The following is a 25,544-nucleotide window of genomic DNA, read 5'->3' on the forward strand; positions in this document are numbered from 1 at the left end:
TGGCAATATAGATGTACCGGACTACCTGATGCCTTTACTCAATAAAGTTGGCACACAATTGCGGCTTCATACCATATCCGGAAAAAATGAAATTCAAACCGCGTGTGATATAGTTTATTTAGCAGAAAAATTTTTCACAGAACTAACAACTAAGAAGTGAATATGAAAACATATAGCACAGAAGCCGGAGTCGAATGTACTCCTGAAGAAATGAAGCTAATTAAATCATTGGAACGATTAGCTAAGAAATGGAAAAAGGATGGCAAGCGTCTTTGGCTGTATAGTGGTAGTGGTACATTGTATGTGATGATGCACGGAGATACAGAGGATAATCCTACTCCGGAAATGCTAGACACTGGTGGATTGAATCCAGACAATCAAATAACAATAATCTCTGGCATCACGAATGATGGAGGGGATTGGTGATATAAATTAAAAAAAAGAGTCATGAAACTAAGACAGGCTAAAAAGATCATGAAGAACGTTCGATTGTATGCCGGAATGATCTGGGTATACGGAAGTGGTCGAGTAGACATAGCATGTAACCGAATGTGCCGGTATCACTCCAAAATAGATGAAAAGTTCAAAAAACTTCATCAGTTGGCAAATGAAAATCCTGTAGCTTTTGCACAAGCAATAAGATTCATATCACGAAAGATATGAACCATTCCGTTGACGCTAACGAAATGGTATAAAAGCAGCAAAGCCGAACGGCGGCTACCGAACGGCTCTGTAAACTCTCTCCTGCTTACGCAGATAGGCTATTAACACTACAAATGTAGTGCTTATTTTCTGATAAATAAAACAAAATATCATGGGTGCACTTCAGTTAGAATTTTCAAGTTATAATGTATCACAATTACAAAGCGAATATTTCCGCAATCTTCCGTCCTGCAATTTCATCCAGTTCGGTGTACTTTTTATCAACTTAAAAAAGAAAGGTAAACACTTTTCTCTCTATAGGAATTTGTTGGAGCATTTCTTGAACTATCAAGATACCATAGGTCATGCTTATAAAACGAATCAAATAGGACGGGAGGAAATAGACGGCTTTGTAGACTACCTGCATGTAGATAAAGGGCTGAAAATATCTACAATCAAAAGCATGATAACGAAACTTAAATATCTCTTGGGGAAAGCCTACTTGAACGGATGGGCTGTGGATGACTCTTATTCCGATGCCAAAGTACGCGAAAATGACTCCACTTTCATTTACTTGTCCGAAAAAGAGATAGCCCGTATCTATTATTATGATAATCTGACACCCAAGCAGGAGGAGATACGAGATATGTTTATAGTTGGATGTATGACTGGGCAACGATATTCTGATTATTCACGACTTTCTGCTGATAACATTAAAGGAGAAAATATCCATATCCTTCAGCAAAAGACCAAAAATAAAGCGGTCGTTCCCATGACCGAATATGTGCGTGAAATATTTGTCAAATATGGTGGACAAATGCCTAAAACCCGCTGTATCCAATATTTCAACAAAGCTATTAAGTATATATGCAAAAAAGTAGGACTCACAGAACAGATTGTATACGAGGAAGAGCAAGCGGATCAGATTGTAATGGTCCGTAAGCCTAAATACGAAATGATCAGTTCGCACACTGCTCGTAGAACTTTTGCGACAAATATGATCAAAAACAATATACCAAGCAATAAAATAATGAAATGCACAGGTCATAAAACATCAGCTTGTTTTGATCGATACGATCGTATGACACTGGAAGACAATGCGAGGGCACTGGCTGGTAATGGATATTTATCATAAAAAACAATTATAATATGTACGTAGAAAAAGACAAAAACGGTCAAATCATCATCCAGGACATATCGCCTGAAGATGCCAGTTATCTGGATGATTGCATCTGTTCCTATCTATCCGGTAAACCTTTAAATAGTCGTACGGATGCCGAACGGAGATTAGTATTCCTAAAGGTTGAACTTGAAAAGCTGTATTGATTATGGACTTAAAACAATATCGGCTAAATAGCTGGGAATGGTACAATCAATATAAAGAAAAATATGGCTCTGAGGCTTTCCATCAATATAAGGATAAAATATTCAAAATGTTGACAGATTTAAAACCTGGACGCTTATATGATCTTGACAACGTGGAATCCAAAGGTTCAAAAATATTTGTCATAACATATAACGTTGATGGCATTGAAAAGCAAGAGTCTAATCCGGATCTGTTCGTTAAGTTTTGCTGCATGTTTATCCTGTCATTCAAAGATTATGAATTTAGTGAGAACTTTGATAAAATAATGAGAAAATGAGTTGGAGAAAAGAAGAAATTCAATATTTGAAAGATAATGCCGGGAAGCAGTCTTTCAAAAATATCGCGACCCATTTAGGGAAAAGCGAAATGGCTGTCCAGTTATATGTCCATCGATATCGTATACCGGTTGCTGAACAGAAGGGACGAAACCTGGTACAGGAAATACTGACAATCAAGTTCGTTAATCCCGAATATTTCACCCCTACGAAAGCCTTCTATAAGGCAATTGGAATGAATCAAAAGCGCTGGTGGAATTTATATTTTGGAAAGGAACGAATGACTGAAGATGAATATTTCCGATTGATAGAACATTTCCAGGTAACTCTTAGAGAAGCATTCGACGCAAGGCAATTAAAACTATTTGAAGATAATGATTGAACAAAAGATAATAGATCAAATACTCGATGCCGTCAATATAGTTGATGTGATCAGCGAGTATGTGACGTTGAGCAAAAGAGGTGTCAATTATTGGGGCATCTGTCCGTTCCACACGGATCGTAGCCCCAGCATGTGTGTTAGTCCTGCCAAACAGATTTATAAATGTTTTGCCTGTGGAGAAGCAGGGAATGTCATTACTTTTCTGCAAAAGCATGAAAACATGTCTTACCCGGAAGCTATCAGGAGTCTGGGAAAGCGTTGTCACATAGAGGTCCCTGATCGGGAGCTTACTCCGGAAGAACAACAGAAAGTATCAGTAAAAGAATCGCTACTGATCGCACTGTCGGCTGCATCGGAAAAATTCACCGGTTATCTGACCGCCAACGACGAAGCAAAATCTTATCTCCTTTCCCGCGGATGGAATGCCGGAGAAGATCAAACACTCGAACTCTTCCATGTAGGCTTTGCTCCAGACACTTGGCGTACACTGATCGACGACATGAAACGCTCCGCTTTCAGCTCCGACACCCTGGTACAAGCCGGCTTGGCCACAAAAGGAGAAAAGAGCGTCTACGACTCTTTCCGCGGACGGATTCTGTTCCCCTATTACGACCTAAAAGGTAATGTGATAGGTTTCACCGGACGCTCCATCAAGCCTTCAGACAACGTAAAGTATTATAACACCGGAGAGACTCCCGTATTTCATAAAGGCAATGCCCTGTTCGGACTATTCCAAGCGAGACAAGCCATTGGACAACAAGATCGAGTGTATTTTGTGGAAGGGCAATTCGATGTGCTATCATTCGTTCGTGCCGGTGTACGCAATACGGTCTGCGGATCCGGAACCGCCCTTACACCTGAACAGATAAAAACAATCATAAGGTTCACCCGAAATATTACACTCATTTACGATTGTGACGAAGCAGGAATAAATGCTTCCGTTAAAAACATCAAAGCACTACTGGAAGCAGGCGCCAACGTCCGAGCTGTATCACTTCCGGACGGCGATGATCCGGACAGTTTTGCCCGGAAGATGCCGGAAAAAGAGTTGGCCATCTATCTGCATAACCACGAAACAGACTGGGTAACCTACTTGGCCGGCATTTACGAAAAGGATTTTGAAGATCCTATCCTGAAAAACGAGCACCTGACTTTCATAGCTGAATGTATTGCACTTGTTAAAGACAAGTCATTAAGCATATCTTATACTACGAAATTATCGGAAAAACTTAAAATACAATCCGATACGATAAAAAACAAGATAAAGGAGTTCACGGTTTCGCTCCCGAAAGACGAAGACATAAAGAAACCGGGATTTTATGGTATCGAGGAACTGGTGAGTACTCTTCCCGATATCAGCGAAAACTGTATCCTTACGGACAGTTTTACCGAATTCAAAGAAAATTACGGCGAAGAGCCGATCATATACGTTTGTGGACTCCCTTCGGCCGACCAGATACAGGAGTTCCGCCGACATGCAGCCTACTTGCATTTTACATATAGTTCAAACATAACCTTCGACGAACGACGGGAGTCCGACCTGCTTGTTACACTCTGCAATCTGTTCAAAGCAGGCTTCACCCTATATATAGAAAAAGACGATATCGATTTTGAATTCGTAGACTTCTACACTCGGCTATATGCTGCGGCAATGGAAGAGAAGACAGGTGATGTGCGGACGATCTATTATGGCCGGTGTGCCGACATTATGGCTTCTGCTTCTGAAGCCGCCCAGTCCGTCATGGAAAAGGAATGGTGTTCTGTCCTTAAGTTGACCAGTAAGTCATTCAAGGAACTGATGAAGCCCTACCGGGATAAGAAAAAGTCGAAAAACGCCATGCTACATCAGCAAAGTTTCGATGACTCCCTAATCTGGGAAGATCCGGACATCGTACCTGACTACGTAGAAGAAAATGAGGAATACAAAACAAACTACCGTAGACACGGATTCTACCCGCTACTTAACAAAGAAAAAGAACCGGTAAGCTATATGTTTAAGAATCCTTCCGGAGGTGGTCACTTACAGGTGGCTGACTTTTACATGATCCCCCTGCTACATATTTACAGCAGTGATTCCGAAGGTAACAAAAAGATTATTAAGATAAACCGACGGTACTATAAGAAACCGCTCTACATGGAACTCCGAAGCAAGATATTCGCCTCACTCAATTCATTCGAGGAAGCTTTGGTTAATGAGGAAGGTCTGAATTTTGAAAACGGGACAGTTGCCCAATTCAAAAAAATAAGACAATCCATGAGCTACGAATATACCCTGTGTGACGAATTGAAAACGTATGGCCAACAACCGGAAAACTTCTATGCTTTCAGTAACGCCATATTTCACGAGGTAGACGGAATATACCGGATCGACATGGCCTCAGACATTGGTGTGGTAACACATAACGGTAAGAACTATTATGCTCCGGCATTCAGCAACATACATGCCGGACTCCGGAAAGATGATGACATGTACGAGAACCTGAGAGCGTTCGTATATAAAAACATTCCGTTGGAACAGCAATGTTCGTTCGAACGTTGGACATCACTGATGAACCAGGTGTACAAGATAAACGACAACGGGAAGTGGGCTATTATATATGCTGTCATGTGTGCTTTCCGATCAGACATCCATCCGATCGACCGCTTATTTACGGCGCTGTTTTTTATGGGACCTACAATGTCAGGAAAAACACAGGTTGCCGTGTCTATCAGATCGTTGTTTATTGATCCGGATTTACCATGCTTCAATCTTAATACTGGTACTCCTGCTGCATTCTTTACGCTTATGGAAGGTTTCAGGGACGTACCGCAAGTATTGGAAGAATATAATAACAAAGACATAGACGACAGGGTATTCCAAGGATTGAAATCAGTCTGTTACGATGGTGATGGAAAACAAAAACGAAAAGGGACCGGAAGCAAAGATTTGGAAACAAGTAAAGTCTACTCCCCCGTTATCCTGGCAGGTCAGGAAACTCCCCAACGGGATGACAACGCCCTGATGAACCGTGTCGTAATATGCGAAGTTCCAAAACGAACAACCCCCTACGAAGAGAATGAAAAAAACGTCTTTCAGGAACTAAAAGGCTACGAAAAAACAGGGCTATCGAACATCCTTTTTGAAATACTAAAGCTCAGACCTCTTGTTCGCAAACATTTCAAGTCGTATATGCGTACTATCAATAAAGACCTGACCAAGTCCGTACTGGCCGGTTCCGGAGGATCTGGTGATATGACTCGTATCATTAACACCATATCTTTATTCCTTTCCATGTGCCGGCTGCTTGAAGAGCATGCGCCACACCTGAAGCTCCCTTTCACGTATGAAGAGTTCTACGAGATTGCCCGAAAGAAAGTAATTGCCCAGGTCGAAATGATCTCCCGCACAGACAAGCTGGCCGGATTCTTTAAGGCGATGGAAGTAATGATTAATACCCGGTCCATTATCGAAGGAAGAGATTACGATATTGACCAGCCAGAAAAATTAACGGTTAAACTATCAGGAAATGAGCGTAAAGAAATACCGATACCGGCAGGAACAAAAGTACTATATCTTCGCCTGTCGTCTATCCATACGCTCTATGCCAAATCTTCCTACAATACGGAAGATGCGACACAATCCACCATTGAAGCAAACATTCGCTCCAACCCGGCCTATATTGGAGTTGTAAACGCTCGCAGGTTCAAGTGGAAAGAAGTTAAAGAAGTCCCGAAAGGTGATATCCGTGAAGGTGGTAAAGTCGATAACGAGATGATCCGTATCATGGATCCTAAATCAACAACAACGAGTTGCCTCGCTCTCAATTATGATGTATTCCGGCAATACTTCGACATTGACCTGGAACGTAGCGAATGGGATGAGCCGGAGGTTGAAGAAAAGAAACAACAGGATCTTCCGTTTTAGTGTCGGGAGTATTCTTGAAAAGTGCGACAAAGAGTATTCTTTTTTTGTTTGTTCAATTCGTGTGGTGGGAGTTCCGGTATCCGGTTCTCCCATCTTCATTTTCCCCCCGTACCCCCCCAGATTAAAAAGAAAAAGATGATAGTGTGTTTTTCTGAAAAAAATATTCGCAAAACAGCGACCTACAGACCTACAGACCTACAAGCCTCATAATTTTTCAAAACAAGTAATAAGTAATAGTATGTATATTAAGTATTTAAGTATATATGTATATATAGATGTAGGTTGTAGGTCGCTTGTAGGTCTGTAGGTTGTTGTAGGTCGTGTAGGTCAGAGGGTATTTTTCTTGTTTTGGGCACCGACCTACAAAAAATAGGCAAAAAAGGGCAAAAAGTACCCTTGTAGGTCGTGTAGGTCGGTCACCTACACGTTCTTTTAAGACTTTAAATTTTTCTAATTGGCTAAAAATCATTACATTTGAGTATTGCAAATCTCGTTTGTAGGTCTGTAGGTCGGTAGGTCGCAGAATATAAGGAAAAACTTTTTTAAAAATACATTTTCATCATGGTTACAACAAAAATAGAGGTGAAACAACATTTGGCAGAATATATTCAGGGCAAGTTCAACAACTGCATGCCCGGACCAGTATTTCTTCCGGACAGAGAGGATTTATATCATGTGATATACGATTTACTCGAAAAACGCCCGGTTTGTTGCCAGCCGGATAACGGCAACCTTGAATTAGGTATCCCGGACAGGCGTATAGGTAAATCCCCTGATACATATAATTATCTGGGAACGCGTTCTTCCCGGATCATCTCACTAAAGATCGAAGTTCTGTTTTGGGCAGAACTGCATAGCCTGATAGACGAAAACAAACATCTATACGGCATCCAGTATATCGAAACAGTCGCCTATTTCATGCGCAAATATGGCATCCAGGCAATTACTGAAGATGCTCTCCTAAAGAACTATTACCGGTGGCGGGATAAGGTACGCAAGAAATCGAAGCGCCGTGGATACGCTAAACAGCAAAATGATGTTAAATATAGCTGATTATTTCACCGACCAAGTGTATCGATTTGTCCGATTTTTGGGGTGAAAACGTCTGAAAATGGCGAAGTGTTTGAATAACAAATAAATACAAATAGAACATGAAAGAATTTTGTAACAAAGTCCAACTATTCCTCCTACAGGACATCCAATCTTTCCGGGAAAATGTGATCACCCTGAAACCGGGACGCTCTGCCGTAACTCTGTCGACCGATGATTTCACCATGACACCAAAAGAAGAAACAGACAACGCCGGTACATTATATAATGTAGAAGAGGACATCACAACAGAGAAAGTAACAACGTCCACTGCCTCCGCCTATAAGATACGCCGGTCTGCTATCTTAAAACTCGAAACACTCCCTGAGCACTCACCTATATTTATAGGTTCACTTGAATGGCCGGCACAAGTATCGATAACTACACATTTAAATAAAGATACGCTGCACATTCACAGTAAAATGAGACAAAGCCCGCTTTAAAAGTCCTTTCCCATACCTGTTTATAGTTCTTACTTCGTAGGAAAATAAGCAGGTATGAACAAAAAAACATATGTAATACAACTTCTAACTTCCCCACAAGCCCGACTACTCATTACACATGATGAGTATATCGCCGCCTTACTTGCCTATTTCCCTCTAGGGAATCAATCGGTATCATCCTCATTTGACGATGCAAAAACATATAAAGAATATATCACGGACGAACTTATTCCGGTACAGGCTAAAACTACCGTTCCGCTTACCATTGATTTTTCTTCCAATGATATAGAACCCGGAACACTGGCCTATCATCGCATCAAAGGATTGATAACAGCCGATAGTTGCTGGTATTTCTCCAGCAAACAATTCGAACAGGATTTATTACAAGCCGAAGATAACCCGAACATCACATGCCATTTTCTTCATATAAGTTCTGGAGGGGGCGAAGCCTGGTATCTCGACCGTTTGTCGGAGACCATGCGTGCCCTCTCCAAACCTATCTACTGCTTCGTCGAAAAATTATGCGGATCAGCAGCTTATTATATAGGTAGTCACGGAGCAATACTAAAAGCACTCACTCAAAACGATATTATAGGTTGTATCGGTTCTATGATCGGCTTTTGGGATATTGATCCTTATTTCGAATCGCTCGGTTTCAAGAAGATAGAGGAATATGCCCGTATCTCCGACCTAAAGAATAAGAAGTACAACAACCTGAAGGCCGGGAAACCACAGCAATACATAGACGAAGAGTTGGAACCTTTGGCAGAACAATTCCGCACAGAAGTTCGAGCTTCCCGTCCGACACTTGCAAGTTTGGAACTGGATCATCCTGCCTTGCGTGGAGAAACATTTGATGCAACACATGCCATAGATGCCGGACTTATCGACGGCATAGTTACATTCAATGAAGCCCTGACCGAAGCCCACGAACTTGGCCAGAAATGGAGCGAATCCCGCAAACAACAACGAAACAGAGTTCTTTCATTAATTTAATAAATACAAGTATGAATTTCAAAGACAAACTTTTAGCAGTCCTTACCGGCCTTGGATTAATCGACAAAGCGAAATCCAACACGTTGGTAGATGATGACTGGAAAAATATCGAGGCTTCTTTCAAAGAGAAGTACGGTATGTCCATCACCGATGCCATGCAGGAAGCTCAGGCTGCGGATACATTGAATGCAGAACGCAATGCCGCTCTGGCAATTATCAATACATCCGAAGTCCGCCAGTCGGAGGCAGAAAATAGTACAGCAACTACAACGGACGGAACCGCAACGGTAGATATCCAACCCGGTAATGACAACCAGCCACAGTCGCTTGTGACCAGCGTACAGTCGTTAGTGACCGCTTTGAATACCTCCAACAAAGAAAACGCCGAACTCCGCCGTTCATTAACAACGATGGCTGCCAAGGCGGTAGATGACAATCCGCAAACAGTAATCAAAAAACAACTCACCGTGTTTGGACCAGGTACAACGGCAACCCATCTGTTCGGTATCGAACATCCATTGTTCGATATGCAAAAACGTTGGAACATCATTGCCAACAATACGGCTTATGCCACACTGCATACAGCCGATGAAGATACGGACGGTATATCTTTCCGTACCGAAGTACGCAACTATGGTAAATCACTGGCTGCTCGCTACGCTTTCTTGAAAAACAACAACCTGTTGATTCCGGAAAAACTGAATTCCGGTTTCACCAACGATTTTTCAGAATTGAAAGATGCCGGATTAGGTGACCAATATGTGATTATGCGCCAGGATGCCTTGATCGCCCGGATCATCGTCTTACAGAACGTGTACGACCTCTATCCCCGCCGCTATGGTGTTCAGGACCGAGAGTTAATGACCAATGCCTTCTTTACCGAAATTTCTCAGGCTTACCAAGTTGGTGAAGTTTGGAAAGGCAGTATGGATCTGCAACCTGAAATGGGCTATGTGGATGATGCAATGGCAAAAGTCAAATTCGGTCCGCTCAAAGAGATAGAACGTAAATATATCGGTTATTTGAATACCGATGGTTCCGATCCAATCAAATGGGGCATGATTGAGTGGCAATTATTGCAAATCTACACCCAGATGGTAAGCGAACAGAACCGCCGCCGTATCCGCGGTTGTTATGTAAAACCGGAAGCCGGCAAACCAGGCAGCTACCTGAACTCATCCACTGGTCTGATCTACACCTTAGTTCGCTACATGCACGAAAACACCCTGCTGCCCCACTCCGACGAAACGTATAACGACTACTCGGAAACAACCTTCCTGGAAGCCGTTATCGAATTTGTGAAAGATGTGAAAGCTACCCTGGACGAAGATATTGACCTCGAAGGTTTTGCCATCTACTTGAATAAGAATCACCGCGACTGGTGGATCGCCAACTGCCGCACCAAATACGGTAAGGACCTCGACTTCACCGGCCCGATGAGCTACGTTAATGTGGTTCCGGATATGGGTATCCCCATCAAATGGGTTCCAAACATGGGACAAAGCAAGCTGATCCACCTCCAGGAACCGGGCAACCTCCAATGTCTGGAATTCGTTCCGGGCGAAATGCTGGCATTCAAATTGCAGGAATTTATGGAAATGGTCATGGCATGGTCTACCTGGAAGGAAGGCTTCACCGCCAGCTTCATCGGTCGCCATTTCTCTACTCCGGCAGAATTGACAGCCAACAATTACAGCCTGCAACGCCTGTTCTGTAACAAACCGTCTACAACAGTAGATGCCGACGCTACAACGATTGCTTGCGGCAATCAGTTCTGGTTTGTGACTTCTGCCAACACAGCAGCCAAGGCATTGACCGACATTACAGGAGCTAAGAAAGGAGTTGTCTACCTGATCGAGTGTGGATCTGTAACAAACTCAACCAGCATTACCAAGAGCGGAAAGTTTGCCGGCATCACAGCCGCCTATACCCCTACAAAGGTAGGCGATTACATCATGGTAACACTCAACAGCGAGGGCAACTTTATCGAACTGGAGCGCCGAGTAAACGGTGTTCGGTCTATCAATAAAGACTTACAACCGAACATTCCGGGTGCACGCTGATCTTTTTGTTCATAGTTTCTTTATAAGGAGTCCGGGAGCAATCCCGGCTCCCTATTTTCCAAATCATTAAAAAATTACAGTTATGCAAAAAAAGAAAGTTCTTTCCTATATAGCAGACCAAAAACGAGCATTCAAGGCACGTCGTGCTTTGCAACTCAAATTTTTCCTGTGTCTGATGCTATTGTTCGCATCCGTATCAACGATATCCGCTATCACCTCTCCGGACGATGCCAAAGTATCAACCGAAATCGTAGTAGGCACAACAATGGCCAGTATGATGGCAATCGGCAGTATTGACGATGTAGCCGATAAAGAAGTAGCCGGTGAATCCATCGCCTACAAAGTATGGTTGATAGAAACCAAACAGTTAGACGGTTCACGTTCATTCCCTATCCCAAACGCGTCCAGGGAGGTTTCGTCGCTCCCTATGCTCGACGGCGAGTATATGCATTACTTCGAGGCCCACGATATCCCGACATACACCAGTTCAGGGGAAAAAGGCGACCTTACTATTTCGAGCACGAACACCTTGACTATTATCATGGGCGGTGTACGAGATCAGCTTCTAAAATTCATTGAAGAAAAGGCCGGTTGTAAATTTCTCATTATTTTTCAGGAATGCGAGTCTAACAATCGGTTTATTCTGGGTAATCCCTGCAAACCGATGGTACTTAAATCCTTCAACCTAAAGAATGACAAAGAAAACCGTTCCGTTACCTTTACCTTCGAGAACAAATCTATCAAGCAATATCATAAGTATGTAGGCGATATCATTGTGAAAGATGCCGTCACCATCACCGCCGGAGCAACAGCCTTGGCTACCCAACCGGGAGTCAACACGTATAAAATACCGAACGGATCATCAGCTACCTACGCTCTCGCTACCGTATCAGGTCTGACCGCTTCCGACAAAGGCCGTACCATCACTTTGGTAGGAACCGGATCTGATAAAGCCGCCACAGTAGCCGACAATACATCTTTCGTCCTGGAAGACGGAGCCACCTGGACGGCAAAAGCCGGATCGCAAATATCCTTCCGGGTGTTGGACTCTACGACATTAGTAGAAATTCAAGGTTCACGCGTACAAACAGCATAGCCCATGTATAGCATAAAACAAAAAATGAAGCTCCTTCGGGAGCTTCTTAATTCGGAACATGCCGAGGCCGACCTTCGTCTGCTTCGTGAGGTATCACCCCAGAACGATCTGCTCCGTTCTCCCATCGTCAATGCCGCCCGCTCTGCAGAAAAGATCCTGTACACCCTCTTAGACCAGACAACAGCCGAAAAGATCCGTCTGAACCGTCGTGCCGCAGAAAATAAACAGCAACCGGAAAACGAACAGCAAAATGAAAACGATAAAGAAAAACAACCGGCCGACACCGATACCGGACAACCGGCAGTTTCGGAGCAACCCCAAGGAGATACTCCGGATCATTCCGGAGAAGATAATCCGGACGGAGATGCCGACAAAGCTGATGTAACCCAGCAATTAGAGGATACTAAGGAAGAATTGGAGAATACCCAGTCTGAACTGGAAGAGACTCAGGAAACGTTAGAAGATACCCAAGCCGAACTGGAAGCTGCAAAAGAAGCATTGGACGCTGAAAAAAAAAGCGAACCCGCCACGGCATCAGCTCCATCAAACACCAGAAAGAAGACGAGTACCCGCAAATCGACTGGAAAAACATCTTCGACAAAAACGTCCAAATCGCGACGCTGATCTATAACGACCGCGTCAATACATGGCGTGAAATGAAGGTTTTGGATATCGAACTCGACGATAAACCTACCGAAGTCAAGGTAGCAAAGATGGCCGAGACGCGTATCCGGAACCTTCAATGTTTCGAAGAACTTCAATCGTTCAACGATACCGGTAAATGGGTTAATAAACACCCATTACTCATCCATTATTCCGAACGTTTCCAATTAGAAGAACTCCGACGAAAAGATCCGGAAACCTTCCTTCAAAAATACGCAGCCTGCAACCAGAATGTCAAACGATATAAGTCGTATCTGAATAATCCTAACCGTTCGGGCAATCACGAAAACGACAAAAAAAACCTGGCAAAACACCAGGAACGCAGAGTAATTTTTGAAAGTATACTACAACAAACATAAAGTCATGACAACATTAGACATTATAGACAAACTGCATCCCGATATCATCCACACTTTCCTTTCCACCGGAAAGTGTAGCGGTATCCCTGAGGACGTACAGCTCTTCCTGCATCAAATGCAATGGGCCGCCGAAGTATACGAACAGGAACGAAATATATCCAAAGCCGCCAAAACGCTGCAAACCCGTATCTTTTCCACGCAAGGCATTCGGCTGGATGTCCGTACCTGCCAGGCACGTATCTATTCCGCTATCTCCTATTTCTCAATGGACTGCAACGTAGCCACCAAAGTATGGGAAACCGACTTCGCCAACAAATACGAAGACCTGGCCTTGGAAGCAACGAAATACGAAGACTTCCGTACCGCCAAAGCCTGTTACGATGCCGCTCGCGAATGTCGCCTGCGTGCCTCTGAAGCAGCCGACAAAGAAAGCGCCTGGGCACCGGTCTTCCTGATCTCCAACGAGGTCACGGCCGAACTGCTGGGCTTTAGCAAACGCAACCTGAAAGAAATAGCCCAAAAGAACAATAACGGTTTCTACATCAACCTGATAGACAACCTTCCTGTAGAAAAAGAAGAAAAACAACGGCTCTTGCGCGATGCTAATATCATGGATGCCGAAATCATAGAGGAGATACCAGAAGATGGAGAATAACACATTTCAAACCGACCGCTTCGAAGACTATTATATGAACCTGATGCAAATCCGGGCCAATGTAGTAGACGCCAATACACAGATAACCGAGGTAGCCCGTGCCGGTGGAAAGACGGAAGGCGTATTCGGCCCGCGTATTATTAAGGTAGCCAACGAGATGCCCGGAGAACTGGCCTTCCTGGTTCACAAAACCTATACCGCCTTGTTTACCAACATCTGGCCGAATATACAAGCCTACTTCAGCCGCCCAATCATGGGAGGCCGGCGCACCATGCTGGAATACGGTATAGATTACATTGTCGGCGAAAGTAAAATCCCTACCCATTTTTGCCGTCCACGTTACCCGATCGCTTTCCCGAAGCACAGCATCCTGTTCCGTAACGGCTTCCACCTGCAACTCGTATCGAGCGACCAGCCAGAATCCGTGGCCGGACGTTCCGGTGTGCATGCCTTCATCGAAGAGATGAAACACCAGAAAGGCGAAAAACTGAAAAGCCGCCTGTTTCCGTCCCTACGTGGATCGAGCGCCGAAATACGTGCCAGCCAATACTATCAGGGAATTACCGGCGTATCCGATACCGCCCGTGTGGACCTGGGTGAAGACAACTGGTTTGAAGAATATGAACACAATGTCAATACAGACCTGATAGAAGAGATTGTCACCGTCTCCCTGCACATCAACCAAGCACTGGCGACCATGTATCGTGCCGATGCGCTTGCACGTGAAGAAAAGAACCCAATACTGCTGGAAAAGTTACGCCTGGATATCGAAAAACAAAAGCGAATTATCGCCCTTTGGAAACCTCGTCTGGCCGACATGCGCCGGTACGCTACCTACTACATCCGCGCCAGCTCTTTTGTGAACAAAGACATATTAGGTCCGAAGTTTTTCAAAACCCAGTTGGAAAGTCTCGACATCGACGAATTCTTGACCGCCATATGCGCCATCCGCAAAAAAGAGGTAATGGACCGTTTCTTTGCCAACTACTCACCCAAACAACATCAATTTACCGATAGTTACAAATATGCCAGCATCATGCGCCTGGATCTGAAAGAGCATTTCCGCCTGACCGCCTTTTACCTGAAGTATTACGATCCGCGCGAAGAAATCCTCCTAGGCTACGACCCTGGTCATTTCTCCAGTGTGGTAGCTGCTCAGGAACGTAAGCAAGGTACAGAACTCCGCGTCTTAAAAGAGTTCACTTGCTACTACCCACAGCAACAGCCGGAACTGGCCACCGCCATTCATGAGTTCTTCGGCTCCGATGCCAAGAACAAACACATCCGCCTGTACTACGACCGTGCCGGTAACAAAAAGAAAGAAGACTTCGAGCAAATAACCACAGATGCCAAGATATTAAAAAGGGAATTAGAGAGTTACGGTTTTTCAGTTGAACTGATGAATGAAGGACAAAGCACGATCTACTACTGGATGCAGTTCAAACTGTTGCTGCTTATTTTCGGAGAACAATCCAATTCATTCCCACGCGTATTAGTAGATGAAAACGAATGCCCGAACTTATGCAGTTCCATCATGTTGTCTCCCCGAAAGAAAACCGACGGCCGTATCGAGTTAGACAAGACAAGTGAAAAGAAAGTCCCCATCAAGTATCAGGCCGGGTTGACAACACAGCTTCCGTCCGCGCTCATTTACCTGCTACATGGCCTATACTACGAACGTATGCCTAGCGAATATAGCGCAATACCGGATGATTTACCCGACAATATGATGCTATAAACCTTCTCCCGGGATATAATAATAGTTGTTTCACCCTATAATAATAGCCTGTTTTGGAAATGAAAATGCACCTATATAACTGAAAGACAGTGATGGTATTCCCCTAAAATTAAAAAAGACTTTTCGCAAAAAGCTTCTGTTTTACGCCACCGCTGAGTTTTCGACTTGTGTTGCACTCTCCCGGTCGGTCCGGAAAATATGACAGAGGGACCCGTGTCCTTTCCCTCTCCCGCTCGCCCGCGTACATTTGGGCATGGAAACGATTACAGGCCTGCACGCATTGCAATGGGCACGGGAGCTATCGAAGCTACCCGATGGATGCTTCACTATTGCCTTCTATCCTTACTCTAAGGCAAGGGGAAAGGCATCAGCCAAGCTGGTAACCAAGGCAGGATGCAAGTATAGGGCACAGCTACCACAGGAGCGCTTTCGGGTGGATAGCGACAACCTGTTCCTGTTCTCCGATGCAGATGGCAACCCAAAGTCATGCTACCGCATACTGATCCGGTACATGGGGTTTCCGCAAGATGGATTTAAACTACATAAGATAGATTGGCTATGAGTCAGATAGACATGTGGGGTAACCTTGGCTGTTACCTGGATGACAACAATGTAATAACCTTTCAGGTGGGTACGAATCCCGGTACCAGCCTGATGCGGGAAATGGATCAGGACGAAAGACCTGTATCCGGATATAATCGGAATATATCATTCCGTTGGTTGAATGTGGATGGCTATAACGTGTATTCCCGTGGAGCGGATAACCGCAAATGCGAACATATAGAGGCCGATATCAAGAACAACCGGTTATTACCCCGCTTAATCAGTAAACAGATCAATATGCTATACGGTAAAGGCCCCCGTATATACAAAGAGAAACTGCAAGACAACAAGGTGATCCGGGAGTGGACCGATGTGCCAACTATACAAGAATGGCTGGACAGCTGGCCTAAAAATGGTATGGAAATGTCCTACAAGGATTTCGGACTTGCCATCATCAAACGATATTACTTCTTCCGGGACTTTTTCGTAAAGTGGCGCATGTCGCAAGGAAAAGCCATTGGCCGCATGCCCGTGGCCGGGTTGGATTTAGTAGAAAACAAATATTGCCGCTTGGCAACGCTCAAACAAGATGTCGCCGAGGATATCGTATTATATAACGATCTGCGTTTCGTCGTTACCGGAAACTGGAACTATGGAGCGGCCAAATACAAGGTGTACCCGCTATTTCGCATCAACGAAGTTGACAACTATCGTTTTGCCGCCATATCCCATCACCGGGAAAGCTCCGTGGGCAATCATTACGGAGAGAACGAAACCCACGAAGGTGTTAAGACTCATATCAAAACATCAAACGAATTACCCGAATTTATCGATAGCTTTTTAAATAATAGCTTGGCAGCCAAAATACATGTTATCATACCGAATGCCTGGGTAGAAGCCAAGCGTAAACAAATAAAAGCCTTATGCGAAGAAAATAAGCTCCGCAAGAAGGATAACAAACAACTGATAAAATACAATGATATCGAGATCGGCACCGAATACCGGGAGTCATTGATCGTACTTTACACCCAGGAGGAACTACGCCGTCTATCGCTATATTTATCCGGTAAAAAGAACCAGGGGAAGGCCTTTTCTACCTATTCGTTCAAAACCGGCCAGGGAAACGAAGAAGAACGATGGAAGATCGAAACGATCGACCTGAAGTACAAAGAATACATTTCATCCTTGATCGAATACGACAAACGGGTAGACGAAGTGCTACTGGGTGCCGTAGGCCTGGACTCGTCCATCTCCAGCGTTAGCAAGGATGGGGTTATATCCAAGTCAGGCGCCGATGTATATTATAACTACTTGCTTTATCTGCAAACACTCACTCCAGACGATGAGAAGTGCTGCGAACCGTTCAATCTGGTCCTGCAGGTCAACTTTCCGGATCTCTATAAACAAGGCTACCGGATCGGTTTTTACCGGGAGGTACCGGCACGTCAGGAAGAAGTTTCACCTAATGATCGTTTAAACCGTCAACAATCATGAGCTACAACGTATTAATAGAACTATTTGACAATATCGCCGACTTTCGGGATTATGTACCTTATGTCGCTAGCGATATAGAGATCGAAGAACTCAATTCGTCTGCCATAGGCGCACGAAAACAGATCCTGGGCATCATAACCATTCCCCTTTGGAAATCGATCATACAAGACAAAGATTCCGACGCCTGGCATCACTTGAAACTGGCTTTCGGCAATCTGACCATGCACAAGGCTGTTATCTTTGCTACCATCGCCAAACGTATGTCCGGAGGGGCGGATGTGTACAAATACGAACTGGAGAGTATGCGCCGCCAGTATATCGACAATTATTTTAACGCAATGGATTCGCTTATCCACGAACTGGAGACCAATGAATCCTACCAGGAAGTCTGGCGTAAGACAACCGACTTCCAGTATATGGACAGCCTCCGGATCAAAACAACCGCCGAACTCAACAGCCTGTACAGTATAGATATGTCATACCTGTTCTTCTTCCGGACCATCGCTATTCAACGCGAAGTGCTGGACGATACGATCGGAGGATACTTCGTCAGTATAGAAGGCCGCGAAGCCGACTTCGAAACGAAGCTGAAACGGGCACTGGCGATGCTGATTATTTCGGTTGCCTTGACGCGTTTCGATATTATCGAGTTACCAATGACCATCCGTAACCTATTCGACGATTCTAAAGGCTTCCGTCATGGTTCTTCCGAGAAATCCGCTTTAGACGCATTGGCCGCCTCCCTGCAATCCCAGGCAATGGAAACCATCAAAGCCATAGACCTGGCTCTCAGTGAACCTGTGTCCGGGAATATTGATCCTACCACCTCCTATAACCGCGAAAGCGATAAAATCTTCCTGATGTCATGAATGCTCCTGCTATTGTTTTTGAAACTCATTTCGGAGAATATAGTATACCCAATCGATGGGAACAACTTACTCCGGAACTGTATCTGTCTGTCTGCAAGTTGCTCCAGCAATACGCTACCGGTCAAATCTCTTACCGGCAATTACATATCGCTTACATCTGCAAAGCTCTAAAATTGAATCCAAAGAAGATAAAAGGGGATGATGCGAATCAAAATCTGTATCTGCTTTCCGAACAGATAGACTTTATATGTAAAGACATGCAACATATCAATAACTGCTTTCTGGCACAATTGGTGCCGGAAATATCCGTAAACGACCAAATATATAAGGCATACAAAATACAGACCGGATTTGACACGCTAACCTGTTCGCTCTCCGCCATCCAGTTCATAGAGGCTTACGAACTGATTGGTTGCCAAGCGGACAAACTGCCTGTGATGGCAGCTATTCTATACTGTCCAGGCACCTACACGTCCGAAGCTGCCCATCGGTTAGCTGAGAGTTTTGCATCGCTGGATTCGATATTACTCCAGGCCATTTGCCTGAACTTCCAAGCATTTGCCAACTACCTGTTCACCCAGACTCCGTTCAGTATCTTATACATGCGAAAACCTAAAGAACATAAACCGGCTATCTCCATCGGCATGGCCGAAAGCCTGTATAATCTTTCGGCCGACGGATTAGGAAATGTAGACGTTATTGAACAAATGCCGGTCATCAAGTACCTGGCCATCCTCCGGAAAAAGCTCATTGAAAGCGTCACCGCCATGAACGAAGCCGGTATCGACCTGGTAGAAATCTCTGACAAGACAGGATTATCCATAAAAACAATAAAACAAATCATATGAACACATCCCTATTAATTGAACTGTTTCTTTACTTCGCCCGCTTCCCGAATCACGATGCTTTCAGCGCTCTGTTCAACAAAGGGCGAAGCAATATAGATGGGTACGAAGACTTGTCTGCAGCCCTTCTTGCTCTGCCTAACGAACCTTTAGTACCCGAAATAGGCAACTATGTCTTTGGTCCCAACTTCGATGCAGTCAGTAGCCGTGTCAACAATATAAACGGTTACTATTTGTTTGTCGATTATGGAGAAATAGAATGCGGAACCGACAATAGTAACCGGATGACTGATTCCGCCCGACTAGCTATAACCGTAGCCTACCGACTGAAAGAGTTCTCCGGGGACCTGATGGAACAACTGCTCGTATCAGATCAATCCCTTTCATATTTGGTCGCGATCCGTAACCGAATGATTGCTGAACAACGGGAACGATGTTGGCTGAAGGATGTATCCCGAAGTCATACCCTGACTCCGTTTATTGCCCGCGAACTCTCAAGTGTCGGTTGGACCATGCTCTTTAACCGGGATGGTTATGATACGTTTGGAGCAAAGCGCAAATGAATGTCCTTTATGCCTGGATTAGAATTGAACAACTTTATACCCATAAATTAATAACAAAGAATGGATTGGATGACAATAGGTTTAGCTTTTCTGACCTTTATCAGCGGAGGAGGCATTGCTGCCATTGTATTGCTTCCACAGAAACGCCGGTCGGCTGAAATAGAAAACGAGGCTAAGGTCAGTGAACAATGGAAAGAGCTTTACATACAATTCCGTGAAGAGAAATCCCGGCAGAGTGATTTGATTGATAAGCTATACGATGATTTGACGGCGGCCCGGAATCAAAATAATACACTGACTACGAACAATGCCATATTGAAACTATGGAAATGCGAAAAACTGGAATGTGGATATCGTAAGCCACCCATCAGCGCCGACCCATTCAAAAAATTAGAGGAGGAACATCAATGAGTACAGAAAAATTACCCCGCGGTCTCCGGAACAACAATCCCGGAAACATCCGTAACAGCAACAGTGTGAAATGGCAGAGTGAAGTAGATGCCGCCAACAAAAAAGACTTTACATTTGAAGAGTTCAAAGACAGGGCATCCGGCTACCGGGCATTGCTGAAATTACTGCGTAATTACCACAAGTTGCATGGTTGCCGCACCATCGCCGACTATATCCACCGATGGGCTCCGGAGCACGAAAACAACACATCCGGCTACATCATCCGTGTAAGCCGGGAAATGCAAGTCCCTACAACTTTCGTTCCGGATCCGGACGAAAAGTCCATCATGTGTGCGATGGCAGCAGCTATCAGCTTAGTTGAGAATGGAGTCCCCGCAATCATGTCAGAAGTGGAAGCCGGATGGGACGCCTTGTGACTGGAACGATATTATATCTGTGTATTACCTTTTGCATGGTAGCTTGCACAAAGACGGTATATGTACCAGTGAAAAGTATGGAGGTTACGACTGTCCGGCTCCGTGATACTATCATTAAAACCGTACTTGTTCCTTACAGAGATTCCATAAGTACCCCGGATACAACGTCATATTTGCATAACCCCTATGGCGAAAGTTGGGCTGTATGGTCTGGTGGTAAATTAAACCATAGTCTGAATATTTACCCGGACACATTGGGCATCCCTATACAGATCGAAGAGATCGAAATAATACAAACCGTTGAAATCCCTATTGAAGTTGAAAAGAAACTGACACGTTGGCAACAATTCAAAATGGATATGGGCGGTTGGGCCATCGGTGCACTATCAGGCATTATTCTATTAGGTGTTGGATATGGCATTTTTAAGTTCATAAAACGAAAAATTAATATTAAGTAAGTGTTTTTCATGGTATTAGATTTTTAGATTAGTAATTGAGTTAGCCGCTCTGCCTGTGATAGGTAGGGCGGCTTTGTTAAAAAGGAACAAATATGTTCTTTTTATTACTTTTCCTCTTGCAGGATTGGAACATATATGTTACCTTTGTAGTGTTCAATTAAACAAAGTTCTTTTACATCATGAAATTTTCCGAGTTTTACAAATTGATTGAAGCCGCAGGCTGGACAATCAAAAAGGGTAAGAAACATCATAAGTATGTTCACCCGGACTTTGACTATTTCATCCCCGTCGGCCGCCATCCGAGCAAGGAAATACCGAAAGGAACTCTGGAATCGATGATGAAAGATGCCGGGTTGAAAAAGTAAAAGCAACTACCACTCCCTCCGGGGAGTGGTTTTAATTGGACCAAACAATAAAAGAATGTTATGAAAACAGTTACAGCAATTATCGAAAAGTCAGCCGATGGTGGCTACTCCATTTACACAAAAGATGTAAAGGGTGCGGTTGGCTATGGTCTTTCTGAAGCCGAAGCGAAAAACGACTTTACGGAAGTGCTCACAGAGCAGTTTGAATACTTTCAGGAACGAACAGGTATGGTATCAGAATGGGTACAAGAGGGATATACGATTGAATATCGTTACGACTTCTCCGGCTTTTTCCTGGCATTTCCATTTATCAGTGCCACAGAATTTGCCCGTGCAGTCGGTATCAATCCTTCTCTGATGCGTAAGTATAAAAACGGATTAGCCTTTGCATCCGAAAAACAAAGAGCAATCATACAAGCTAAATTTAAAGAAATAGTCAGCAATATGGCCACAGTTCAATTCTGAAAAGAACTTTTTTAATTGAACACTAAAAAACGAACTGTAGCCAATAGATTCAGCCTCTGTCGAAAAATGACAGAGGCTTTTCTTTTCCCTCCAAATTTCAAATCTGGAAAGGTGTGAGCTATTTACTGAACCAAGTGTTTCTAAAGGTTAAATGTTTGGTAGTACAAAACTTTTTCGTCTAAAATGTTTTGTATCACCAAACATTTTCGTATCTTTGTAGTGTAATAATAAAACAAGCAAGTTATGAACATCATAGGTAGTAAAATAGTCGGATACAGATACGGTGAAGCACCAGAATGTGGACAATCATTTAATACGCAAACCAGACAATATGAATGTGGCGTTTCGATGGCTCAGGTGGGTTATATGGAAGAAGTTGGCTCATTTGCCGTTTCTGGCGCTTATGGTCGTAAAAAATACTACTATGAAGGTACTATCGTTGGTTTTGGTGGTGACGATGAAGTCTGTCTGGGTGATGTTAGAAAAATTTCTTATAACGAATACAGATCACTTAAATCAACCTACAAAGAAGTAAGTAACGCACTTGTTAATGAAAAATGTGATTCTCTTCTTTCTTTATTGAGAAGAGGATGGACAGTATATCCTAATACTGTGGAAGGTATAGAAGAAATGAGAAATCAAATGTTGAAAAAATGATACGAGAAGCGATTAAAGAAGCAATGAGTCTTCGTAAAGTCAAGGCCATAGACCTCGCGGAGCAAATAGGGATAAATAGGGGTAGTATGTCTCTCTTTCTTTCCGGGAAGACGAATCTTAGTCAAGATAAAATTGAAGCTACACTAAGGTATCTCAATATAGAACTTGTTATAAAAGAATAATCTTATTCAAATGATACGAGAAATTATCAAAGAGGCTATGGAGCTTCATAAGGTTGGAGCTTCGGCACTTGCTGATGCTATTGGAATAAGTAAGAGCGGTATGGCCTCCTTTCTGTCTGGTAAATCGAACTTGAGTCAAAGTAAAATAGAGAATGTTTTTAATACTCTTGGCATAGAGTTTGTTATAAAACAACCTCAAATTAAGCAGAGACCTTTAAATAAAAGGGATACTATTTGGCACGAAATGTTTAATTGTGTAAAATCTTACCATACTAATATAGGAACATGGCCTTCTTCATATAGTACCGATAAGAGGATAAAAAAACTTGGTTTGTGGTGTGTAAATCAAAGACAATATAAAAAAATAGGGAAAATAAGCGATATTCGAAAGCAAATGCTTGATTCCATTGGATTCGATTGGGGGGAAGTGCTTAATGATAAATGGCTTGAAACGTTTGAAGCATTAAAAAGTTATAGGGAAAAGGTAGGAAAGTGGCCATATCGGAAATCGGACAATAAAGATGAAGCAAGATTGGCGGCGTGGCTTTATAGTCAAAGATCAATAGTAAAAGGAAATAAGGGTTGCAAGATGCCCTTAGATCATCTTGAAAAATTGGAATCAATTAATTTTATGGAATGTGATTATCGAGGAAAACAAAAATAGCTCAAATTGTGAAATAAGTGAACTACATGTTTACTAACATACGATCCGACGGATGACGGATTATAATAAATCGTATGTTTACAAATGAAAAACGTAAATTTTTTCATAGTTAAGGTTGGGCGTCTGGGTGAGCGATCATCTGGACGCTCTTTTTTGAGCACTACAATGCACAGTAACCAACAAATTCAAACTATACCGCCAAAAGAAAGAACGTTTCCTTTGGTATTCAAAAAAAAATACCCATATTCACAGCGCCCAAACATTGTTGAACCTTTATATGTACTCTCTCTTATTGTGTAATCCGTGAAATCGGGTTCCGATGTCAACAATCGGTGGGCACACGATATGAGAGAGTTCGCCATTTATAGCTATGGATTTTAAAGACACTATCAAACAAGTGGCAGAACGCGTTGCCAAACTAAAAGACAATCTTCAAACTGAGGAAGCTACAAAAAACGCATTAATCATGCCTTTTATTCAAGCATTAGGCTATGACGTATTTAATCCTTTCGAAGTAATGCCAGAATATACATGTGATATAGGCACTAAAAAAGGCGAAAAAATAGATTATGCTATTCTGAAAGACAATGAACCAGTAATACTCATTGAATGTAAACACTGGGCCGAAAAATTAAATTCACATGATAACCAGTTATTACGTTATTATCACGTATCATGCGCTCGATTTGGAGTATTAACTAATGGTATTGAATATCGCTTCTATACAGACCTGGAAGAACCAAACAAAATGGATGGAAAACCATTTTTGGTATTAAATATGCTTGATTTACGAGATAATCAGATAGAAGAAGTCAAACAATTTCATAAATCATATTTCGATGTTGAAAGCATTGTCAATGCAGCTAGTGAGTTGAAGTTTATGAAAGGCCTGAAAGATATTATTCTTGCAGAGATGGAAGCTCCAAGCGAAACATTGGTTCGATTGTTTACAAAACAAGTATATTCAGGTGTTGTAACAGCTAAAATACTTGAGCAATTTACTGATTTAACCAAAAGATCCTTTAGTCAAGTTATCAGTGATATAATTACGGATCGTTTTAAAAATGCCTTAAACAAAGAAACAGAGAAACAAACAGATGAAATACCTCATGTAGAAATTCAATCTCCAACACTTGCTGAAGAAGAATGTAAAATCATAACAACGGAAGAAGAAAAAGAAGGATATTTCATTGTCCGGGCAATGTTGCGTAAGTACGTTGATATTAATCGCGTAGCACAACGTGACACCCAAAGTTATTTCGGCATCCTTCTCGATGACAATAATCGTAAACCTATTTGTCGTCTTTATTTTAATGGCGGCAAAAAGTACATTGCGACATTTGATGAGAACAAAAAAGAAACGAAAAATTTAATTGAGTCTTTGGATGATCTCTACAAATTTGAGGAGCCGTTAGCTAGTATTATTAAATTCTAAGACAATTAATATAATAAATTTATGTGGATTCTTGGATGGATTGTCTTTTCTATCGTCGCTGGTTTCGTCGGTAGTGGACGTAAAATTGGTTTTGGATGGGCCTTCTTCTGGTCTTTATTGTTAAGTCCGCTGATAGGACTAATTATAGCCTTTGCATCAGACAAAAAATCAGATGTGGAGCTTAGAGCAGTACAGGAAAAGCAAGCAGAAGCTATCCAGGTTATCAAAGAGAACAGTAAAAAATCAGTAACGGATCAGATTAAAGAAGCCAAAGATTTATTAGATTCTGGAACTATCACAGAAGAAGAATTTGATAATTTGAAAAAGAAATTACTGAATAGTTAATCTTTTGCATTGCAAATCCAAAAACTTTCACCATATTTGCAGTGCGAAACTACGATGAGAAATCATCAACCGAAGAGTAACGGATAATGCTCACAACATATTTGTAGGGCTTTTTTTATGCCCAAATTGTACGATATAGGCGGCTGCCATTTCCAGTGATT

The 25,544-nt window shown here is 42.9% G+C and carries 31 protein-coding genes; all 31 read left to right on the top strand.

Annotated elements, in window-relative coordinates; translation table 11 throughout:
- Positions 1-162: 162 nt before the first annotated feature.
- The 31 genes from HMPREF1212_RS25660 to HMPREF1212_RS25805 all read left to right on the top strand — a co-directional run bounded on the left by HMPREF1212_RS25660 (position 163) and on the right by HMPREF1212_RS25805 (position 25,383).
- On the top strand, positions 163-426 hold the full coding sequence (locus HMPREF1212_RS25660; RefSeq protein WP_046151446.1) for a hypothetical protein: 264 nt from the start codon (positions 163-165) through the stop codon (positions 424-426).
- 21 nt (positions 427-447) lie between these two features.
- The gene (locus HMPREF1212_RS25665; RefSeq protein ID WP_046151447.1) at positions 448-663 is read left to right on the top strand and encodes a DUF2610 domain-containing protein; all 216 of its coding nucleotides are present in this window, start codon (positions 448-450) and stop codon (positions 661-663) included.
- Positions 664-814: 151 nt separating this feature from the next.
- Complete coding sequence (locus tag HMPREF1212_RS26480; protein ID WP_052725109.1) at positions 815-1,777, top strand: site-specific integrase; 963 nt, start codon at positions 815-817, stop codon at positions 1,775-1,777.
- Between the two features lie 14 nt (positions 1,778-1,791).
- Complete coding sequence (locus tag HMPREF1212_RS27240) at positions 1,792-1,968, top strand: hypothetical protein (RefSeq protein ID WP_198293305.1); 177 nt, start codon at positions 1,792-1,794, stop codon at positions 1,966-1,968.
- 2 nt (positions 1,969-1,970) lie between these two features.
- Positions 1,971-2,285, top strand: coding sequence for a hypothetical protein (locus HMPREF1212_RS25675; RefSeq protein ID WP_046151448.1), 315 nt, complete (start codon positions 1,971-1,973; stop codon positions 2,283-2,285).
- Positions 2,282-2,665, top strand: a complete 384-nt coding sequence (locus HMPREF1212_RS25680; RefSeq protein ID WP_046151449.1) for a hypothetical protein — start codon at positions 2,282-2,284, stop codon at positions 2,663-2,665. The genes HMPREF1212_RS25675 and HMPREF1212_RS25680 overlap by 4 nt, the downstream gene beginning before the upstream one ends.
- The gene (dnaG, locus tag HMPREF1212_RS25685; RefSeq protein WP_046151450.1) at positions 2,658-6,569 is read left to right on the top strand and encodes a DNA primase; all 3,912 of its coding nucleotides are present in this window, start codon (positions 2,658-2,660) and stop codon (positions 6,567-6,569) included. Before HMPREF1212_RS25680 ends, dnaG begins: the two co-directional genes overlap by 8 nt.
- A 561-nt stretch (positions 6,570-7,130) precedes the next feature.
- Complete coding sequence (locus HMPREF1212_RS25690; protein WP_046151680.1) at positions 7,131-7,622, top strand: hypothetical protein; 492 nt, start codon at positions 7,131-7,133, stop codon at positions 7,620-7,622.
- Between the two features lie 98 nt (positions 7,623-7,720).
- Entirely contained in the window at positions 7,721-8,101 is a 381-nt protein-coding gene (locus HMPREF1212_RS25695; protein ID WP_046151681.1) for a hypothetical protein, read from the top strand.
- 54 nt (positions 8,102-8,155) lie between these two features.
- Entirely contained in the window at positions 8,156-9,097 is a 942-nt protein-coding gene (locus HMPREF1212_RS25700) for a S49 family peptidase (RefSeq protein WP_046151682.1), read from the top strand.
- Between the two features lie 11 nt (positions 9,098-9,108).
- Entirely contained in the window at positions 9,109-11,160 is a 2,052-nt protein-coding gene (locus tag HMPREF1212_RS25705; RefSeq protein WP_046151683.1) for a hypothetical protein, read from the top strand.
- 82 nt (positions 11,161-11,242) lie between these two features.
- Positions 11,243-12,256: a beta-ketoacyl-[acyl-carrier-protein] synthase family protein gene (locus tag HMPREF1212_RS25710; RefSeq protein WP_046151684.1), complete on the top strand. Its 1,014-nt coding sequence runs from the start codon at positions 11,243-11,245 to the stop codon at positions 12,254-12,256.
- A gap of 3 nt (positions 12,257-12,259) precedes the next feature.
- Positions 12,260-12,880, top strand: a complete 621-nt coding sequence (locus HMPREF1212_RS26485; protein WP_157317158.1) for a hypothetical protein — start codon at positions 12,260-12,262, stop codon at positions 12,878-12,880.
- A gap of 32 nt (positions 12,881-12,912) precedes the next feature.
- Complete coding sequence (locus tag HMPREF1212_RS25720) at positions 12,913-13,278, top strand: hypothetical protein (protein ID WP_046151685.1); 366 nt, start codon at positions 12,913-12,915, stop codon at positions 13,276-13,278.
- Between the two features lie 4 nt (positions 13,279-13,282).
- Positions 13,283-13,933 (top strand): hypothetical protein, encoded by a 651-nt coding sequence (locus HMPREF1212_RS25725; protein ID WP_046151717.1) that lies wholly within the window; start codon positions 13,283-13,285, stop codon positions 13,931-13,933.
- Entirely contained in the window at positions 13,923-15,671 is a 1,749-nt protein-coding gene (locus HMPREF1212_RS25730; RefSeq protein ID WP_046151686.1) for a hypothetical protein, read from the top strand. The genes HMPREF1212_RS25725 and HMPREF1212_RS25730 overlap by 11 nt, the downstream gene beginning before the upstream one ends.
- A 253-nt stretch (positions 15,672-15,924) precedes the next feature.
- Positions 15,925-16,233, top strand: a complete 309-nt coding sequence (locus HMPREF1212_RS25735) for a hypothetical protein (RefSeq protein ID WP_046151687.1) — start codon at positions 15,925-15,927, stop codon at positions 16,231-16,233.
- A complete protein-coding gene (locus HMPREF1212_RS25740) occupies positions 16,230-17,708 on the top strand; it encodes a hypothetical protein (RefSeq protein WP_046151688.1) in 1,479 nt (492 codons plus the stop codon). The genes HMPREF1212_RS25735 and HMPREF1212_RS25740 overlap by 4 nt, the downstream gene beginning before the upstream one ends.
- Entirely contained in the window at positions 17,705-18,577 is an 873-nt protein-coding gene (locus HMPREF1212_RS25745) for a hypothetical protein (protein ID WP_046151689.1), read from the top strand. Before HMPREF1212_RS25740 ends, HMPREF1212_RS25745 begins: the two co-directional genes overlap by 4 nt.
- The gene (locus HMPREF1212_RS25750) at positions 18,574-19,425 is read left to right on the top strand and encodes a hypothetical protein (RefSeq protein ID WP_046151690.1); all 852 of its coding nucleotides are present in this window, start codon (positions 18,574-18,576) and stop codon (positions 19,423-19,425) included. The genes HMPREF1212_RS25745 and HMPREF1212_RS25750 overlap by 4 nt, the downstream gene beginning before the upstream one ends.
- Positions 19,422-19,985 (top strand): hypothetical protein, encoded by a 564-nt coding sequence (locus HMPREF1212_RS25755; RefSeq protein ID WP_046151691.1) that lies wholly within the window; start codon positions 19,422-19,424, stop codon positions 19,983-19,985. Before HMPREF1212_RS25750 ends, HMPREF1212_RS25755 begins: the two co-directional genes overlap by 4 nt.
- A gap of 69 nt (positions 19,986-20,054) precedes the next feature.
- The gene (locus HMPREF1212_RS25760; protein ID WP_198293314.1) at positions 20,055-20,396 is read left to right on the top strand and encodes a hypothetical protein; all 342 of its coding nucleotides are present in this window, start codon (positions 20,055-20,057) and stop codon (positions 20,394-20,396) included.
- Positions 20,393-20,812, top strand: coding sequence for a structural protein P5 (locus tag HMPREF1212_RS25765; RefSeq protein WP_046151693.1), 420 nt, complete (start codon positions 20,393-20,395; stop codon positions 20,810-20,812). Before HMPREF1212_RS25760 ends, HMPREF1212_RS25765 begins: the two co-directional genes overlap by 4 nt.
- Positions 20,813-20,847: 35 nt before the next feature.
- Complete coding sequence (locus HMPREF1212_RS25770; RefSeq protein WP_157317160.1) at positions 20,848-21,270, top strand: hypothetical protein; 423 nt, start codon at positions 20,848-20,850, stop codon at positions 21,268-21,270.
- 179 nt (positions 21,271-21,449) lie between these two features.
- Entirely contained in the window at positions 21,450-21,635 is a 186-nt protein-coding gene (locus HMPREF1212_RS25775) for a type II toxin-antitoxin system HicA family toxin (protein ID WP_046151694.1), read from the top strand.
- A gap of 60 nt (positions 21,636-21,695) precedes the next feature.
- Positions 21,696-22,100, top strand: coding sequence for a type II toxin-antitoxin system HicB family antitoxin (locus HMPREF1212_RS25780; RefSeq protein ID WP_046151695.1), 405 nt, complete (start codon positions 21,696-21,698; stop codon positions 22,098-22,100).
- Positions 22,101-22,343: 243 nt separating this feature from the next.
- Positions 22,344-22,757 (top strand): hypothetical protein, encoded by a 414-nt coding sequence (locus HMPREF1212_RS25785; protein WP_046151696.1) that lies wholly within the window; start codon positions 22,344-22,346, stop codon positions 22,755-22,757.
- Positions 22,758-22,780: 23 nt separating this feature from the next.
- Positions 22,781-22,939, top strand: coding sequence for a helix-turn-helix domain-containing protein (locus tag HMPREF1212_RS27595; RefSeq protein ID WP_369800866.1), 159 nt, complete (start codon positions 22,781-22,783; stop codon positions 22,937-22,939).
- Positions 22,940-22,949: 10 nt separating this feature from the next.
- The gene (locus HMPREF1212_RS25795) at positions 22,950-23,603 is read left to right on the top strand and encodes a Helicase associated domain protein (protein WP_046151698.1); all 654 of its coding nucleotides are present in this window, start codon (positions 22,950-22,952) and stop codon (positions 23,601-23,603) included.
- Between the two features lie 370 nt (positions 23,604-23,973).
- The gene (locus tag HMPREF1212_RS25800; protein ID WP_046151699.1) at positions 23,974-25,038 is read left to right on the top strand and encodes a type I restriction endonuclease; all 1,065 of its coding nucleotides are present in this window, start codon (positions 23,974-23,976) and stop codon (positions 25,036-25,038) included.
- Between the two features lie 21 nt (positions 25,039-25,059).
- Complete coding sequence (locus HMPREF1212_RS25805; RefSeq protein WP_046151700.1) at positions 25,060-25,383, top strand: SHOCT domain-containing protein; 324 nt, start codon at positions 25,060-25,062, stop codon at positions 25,381-25,383.
- Positions 25,384-25,544: the final 161 nt, after the last annotated feature.

Origin of the sequence: Parabacteroides sp. HGS0025 (genome assembly GCF_000969845.1) — a bacterium.
GTDB lineage: Bacteria > Bacteroidota > Bacteroidia > Bacteroidales > Tannerellaceae > Parabacteroides > Parabacteroides gordonii.

Coding starts and splice junctions, on each gene's coding strand:
- HMPREF1212_RS25745 (WP_046151689.1), top strand. CDS start 17,705: ATGAGCTACAACGTATTAATAGAACTATTTGACAATATCGCCGACTTT.
- HMPREF1212_RS25755 (WP_046151691.1), top strand. CDS start 19,422: ATGAACACATCCCTATTAATTGAACTGTTTCTTTACTTCGCCCGCTTC.
- HMPREF1212_RS25800 (WP_046151699.1), top strand. CDS start 23,974: ATGGATTTTAAAGACACTATCAAACAAGTGGCAGAACGCGTTGCCAAA.
- HMPREF1212_RS25680 (WP_046151449.1), top strand. CDS start 2,282: ATGAGTTGGAGAAAAGAAGAAATTCAATATTTGAAAGATAATGCCGGG.
- HMPREF1212_RS25695 (WP_046151681.1), top strand. CDS start 7,721: ATGAAAGAATTTTGTAACAAAGTCCAACTATTCCTCCTACAGGACATC.
- HMPREF1212_RS25700 (WP_046151682.1), top strand. CDS start 8,156: ATGAACAAAAAAACATATGTAATACAACTTCTAACTTCCCCACAAGCC.
- HMPREF1212_RS27240 (WP_198293305.1), top strand. CDS start 1,792: ATGTACGTAGAAAAAGACAAAAACGGTCAAATCATCATCCAGGACATA.
- HMPREF1212_RS25725 (WP_046151717.1), top strand. CDS start 13,283: ATGACAACATTAGACATTATAGACAAACTGCATCCCGATATCATCCAC.
- dnaG (WP_046151450.1), top strand. CDS start 2,658: ATGATTGAACAAAAGATAATAGATCAAATACTCGATGCCGTCAATATA.
- HMPREF1212_RS25805 (WP_046151700.1), top strand. CDS start 25,060: ATGTGGATTCTTGGATGGATTGTCTTTTCTATCGTCGCTGGTTTCGTC.
- HMPREF1212_RS25710 (WP_046151684.1), top strand. CDS start 11,243: ATGCAAAAAAAGAAAGTTCTTTCCTATATAGCAGACCAAAAACGAGCA.
- HMPREF1212_RS25770 (WP_157317160.1), top strand. CDS start 20,848: ATGGTAGCTTGCACAAAGACGGTATATGTACCAGTGAAAAGTATGGAG.
- HMPREF1212_RS25760 (WP_198293314.1), top strand. CDS start 20,055: ATGACAATAGGTTTAGCTTTTCTGACCTTTATCAGCGGAGGAGGCATT.
- HMPREF1212_RS25750 (WP_046151690.1), top strand. CDS start 18,574: ATGAATGCTCCTGCTATTGTTTTTGAAACTCATTTCGGAGAATATAGT.
- HMPREF1212_RS25740 (WP_046151688.1), top strand. CDS start 16,230: ATGAGTCAGATAGACATGTGGGGTAACCTTGGCTGTTACCTGGATGAC.
- HMPREF1212_RS25660 (WP_046151446.1), top strand. CDS start 163: ATGAAAACATATAGCACAGAAGCCGGAGTCGAATGTACTCCTGAAGAA.
- HMPREF1212_RS25730 (WP_046151686.1), top strand. CDS start 13,923: ATGGAGAATAACACATTTCAAACCGACCGCTTCGAAGACTATTATATG.
- HMPREF1212_RS25795 (WP_046151698.1), top strand. CDS start 22,950: ATGATACGAGAAATTATCAAAGAGGCTATGGAGCTTCATAAGGTTGGA.
- HMPREF1212_RS25785 (WP_046151696.1), top strand. CDS start 22,344: ATGAACATCATAGGTAGTAAAATAGTCGGATACAGATACGGTGAAGCA.
- HMPREF1212_RS25675 (WP_046151448.1), top strand. CDS start 1,971: ATGGACTTAAAACAATATCGGCTAAATAGCTGGGAATGGTACAATCAA.
- HMPREF1212_RS25665 (WP_046151447.1), top strand. CDS start 448: ATGAAACTAAGACAGGCTAAAAAGATCATGAAGAACGTTCGATTGTAT.
- HMPREF1212_RS25735 (WP_046151687.1), top strand. CDS start 15,925: ATGGAAACGATTACAGGCCTGCACGCATTGCAATGGGCACGGGAGCTA.
- HMPREF1212_RS26485 (WP_157317158.1), top strand. CDS start 12,260: ATGTATAGCATAAAACAAAAAATGAAGCTCCTTCGGGAGCTTCTTAAT.
- HMPREF1212_RS25690 (WP_046151680.1), top strand. CDS start 7,131: ATGGTTACAACAAAAATAGAGGTGAAACAACATTTGGCAGAATATATT.
- HMPREF1212_RS25705 (WP_046151683.1), top strand. CDS start 9,109: ATGAATTTCAAAGACAAACTTTTAGCAGTCCTTACCGGCCTTGGATTA.
- HMPREF1212_RS25780 (WP_046151695.1), top strand. CDS start 21,696: ATGAAAACAGTTACAGCAATTATCGAAAAGTCAGCCGATGGTGGCTAC.
- HMPREF1212_RS27595 (WP_369800866.1), top strand. CDS start 22,781: ATGAGTCTTCGTAAAGTCAAGGCCATAGACCTCGCGGAGCAAATAGGG.
- HMPREF1212_RS25775 (WP_046151694.1), top strand. CDS start 21,450: ATGAAATTTTCCGAGTTTTACAAATTGATTGAAGCCGCAGGCTGGACA.
- HMPREF1212_RS26480 (WP_052725109.1), top strand. CDS start 815: ATGGGTGCACTTCAGTTAGAATTTTCAAGTTATAATGTATCACAATTA.
- HMPREF1212_RS25720 (WP_046151685.1), top strand. CDS start 12,913: ATGAAGGTTTTGGATATCGAACTCGACGATAAACCTACCGAAGTCAAG.
- HMPREF1212_RS25765 (WP_046151693.1), top strand. CDS start 20,393: ATGAGTACAGAAAAATTACCCCGCGGTCTCCGGAACAACAATCCCGGA.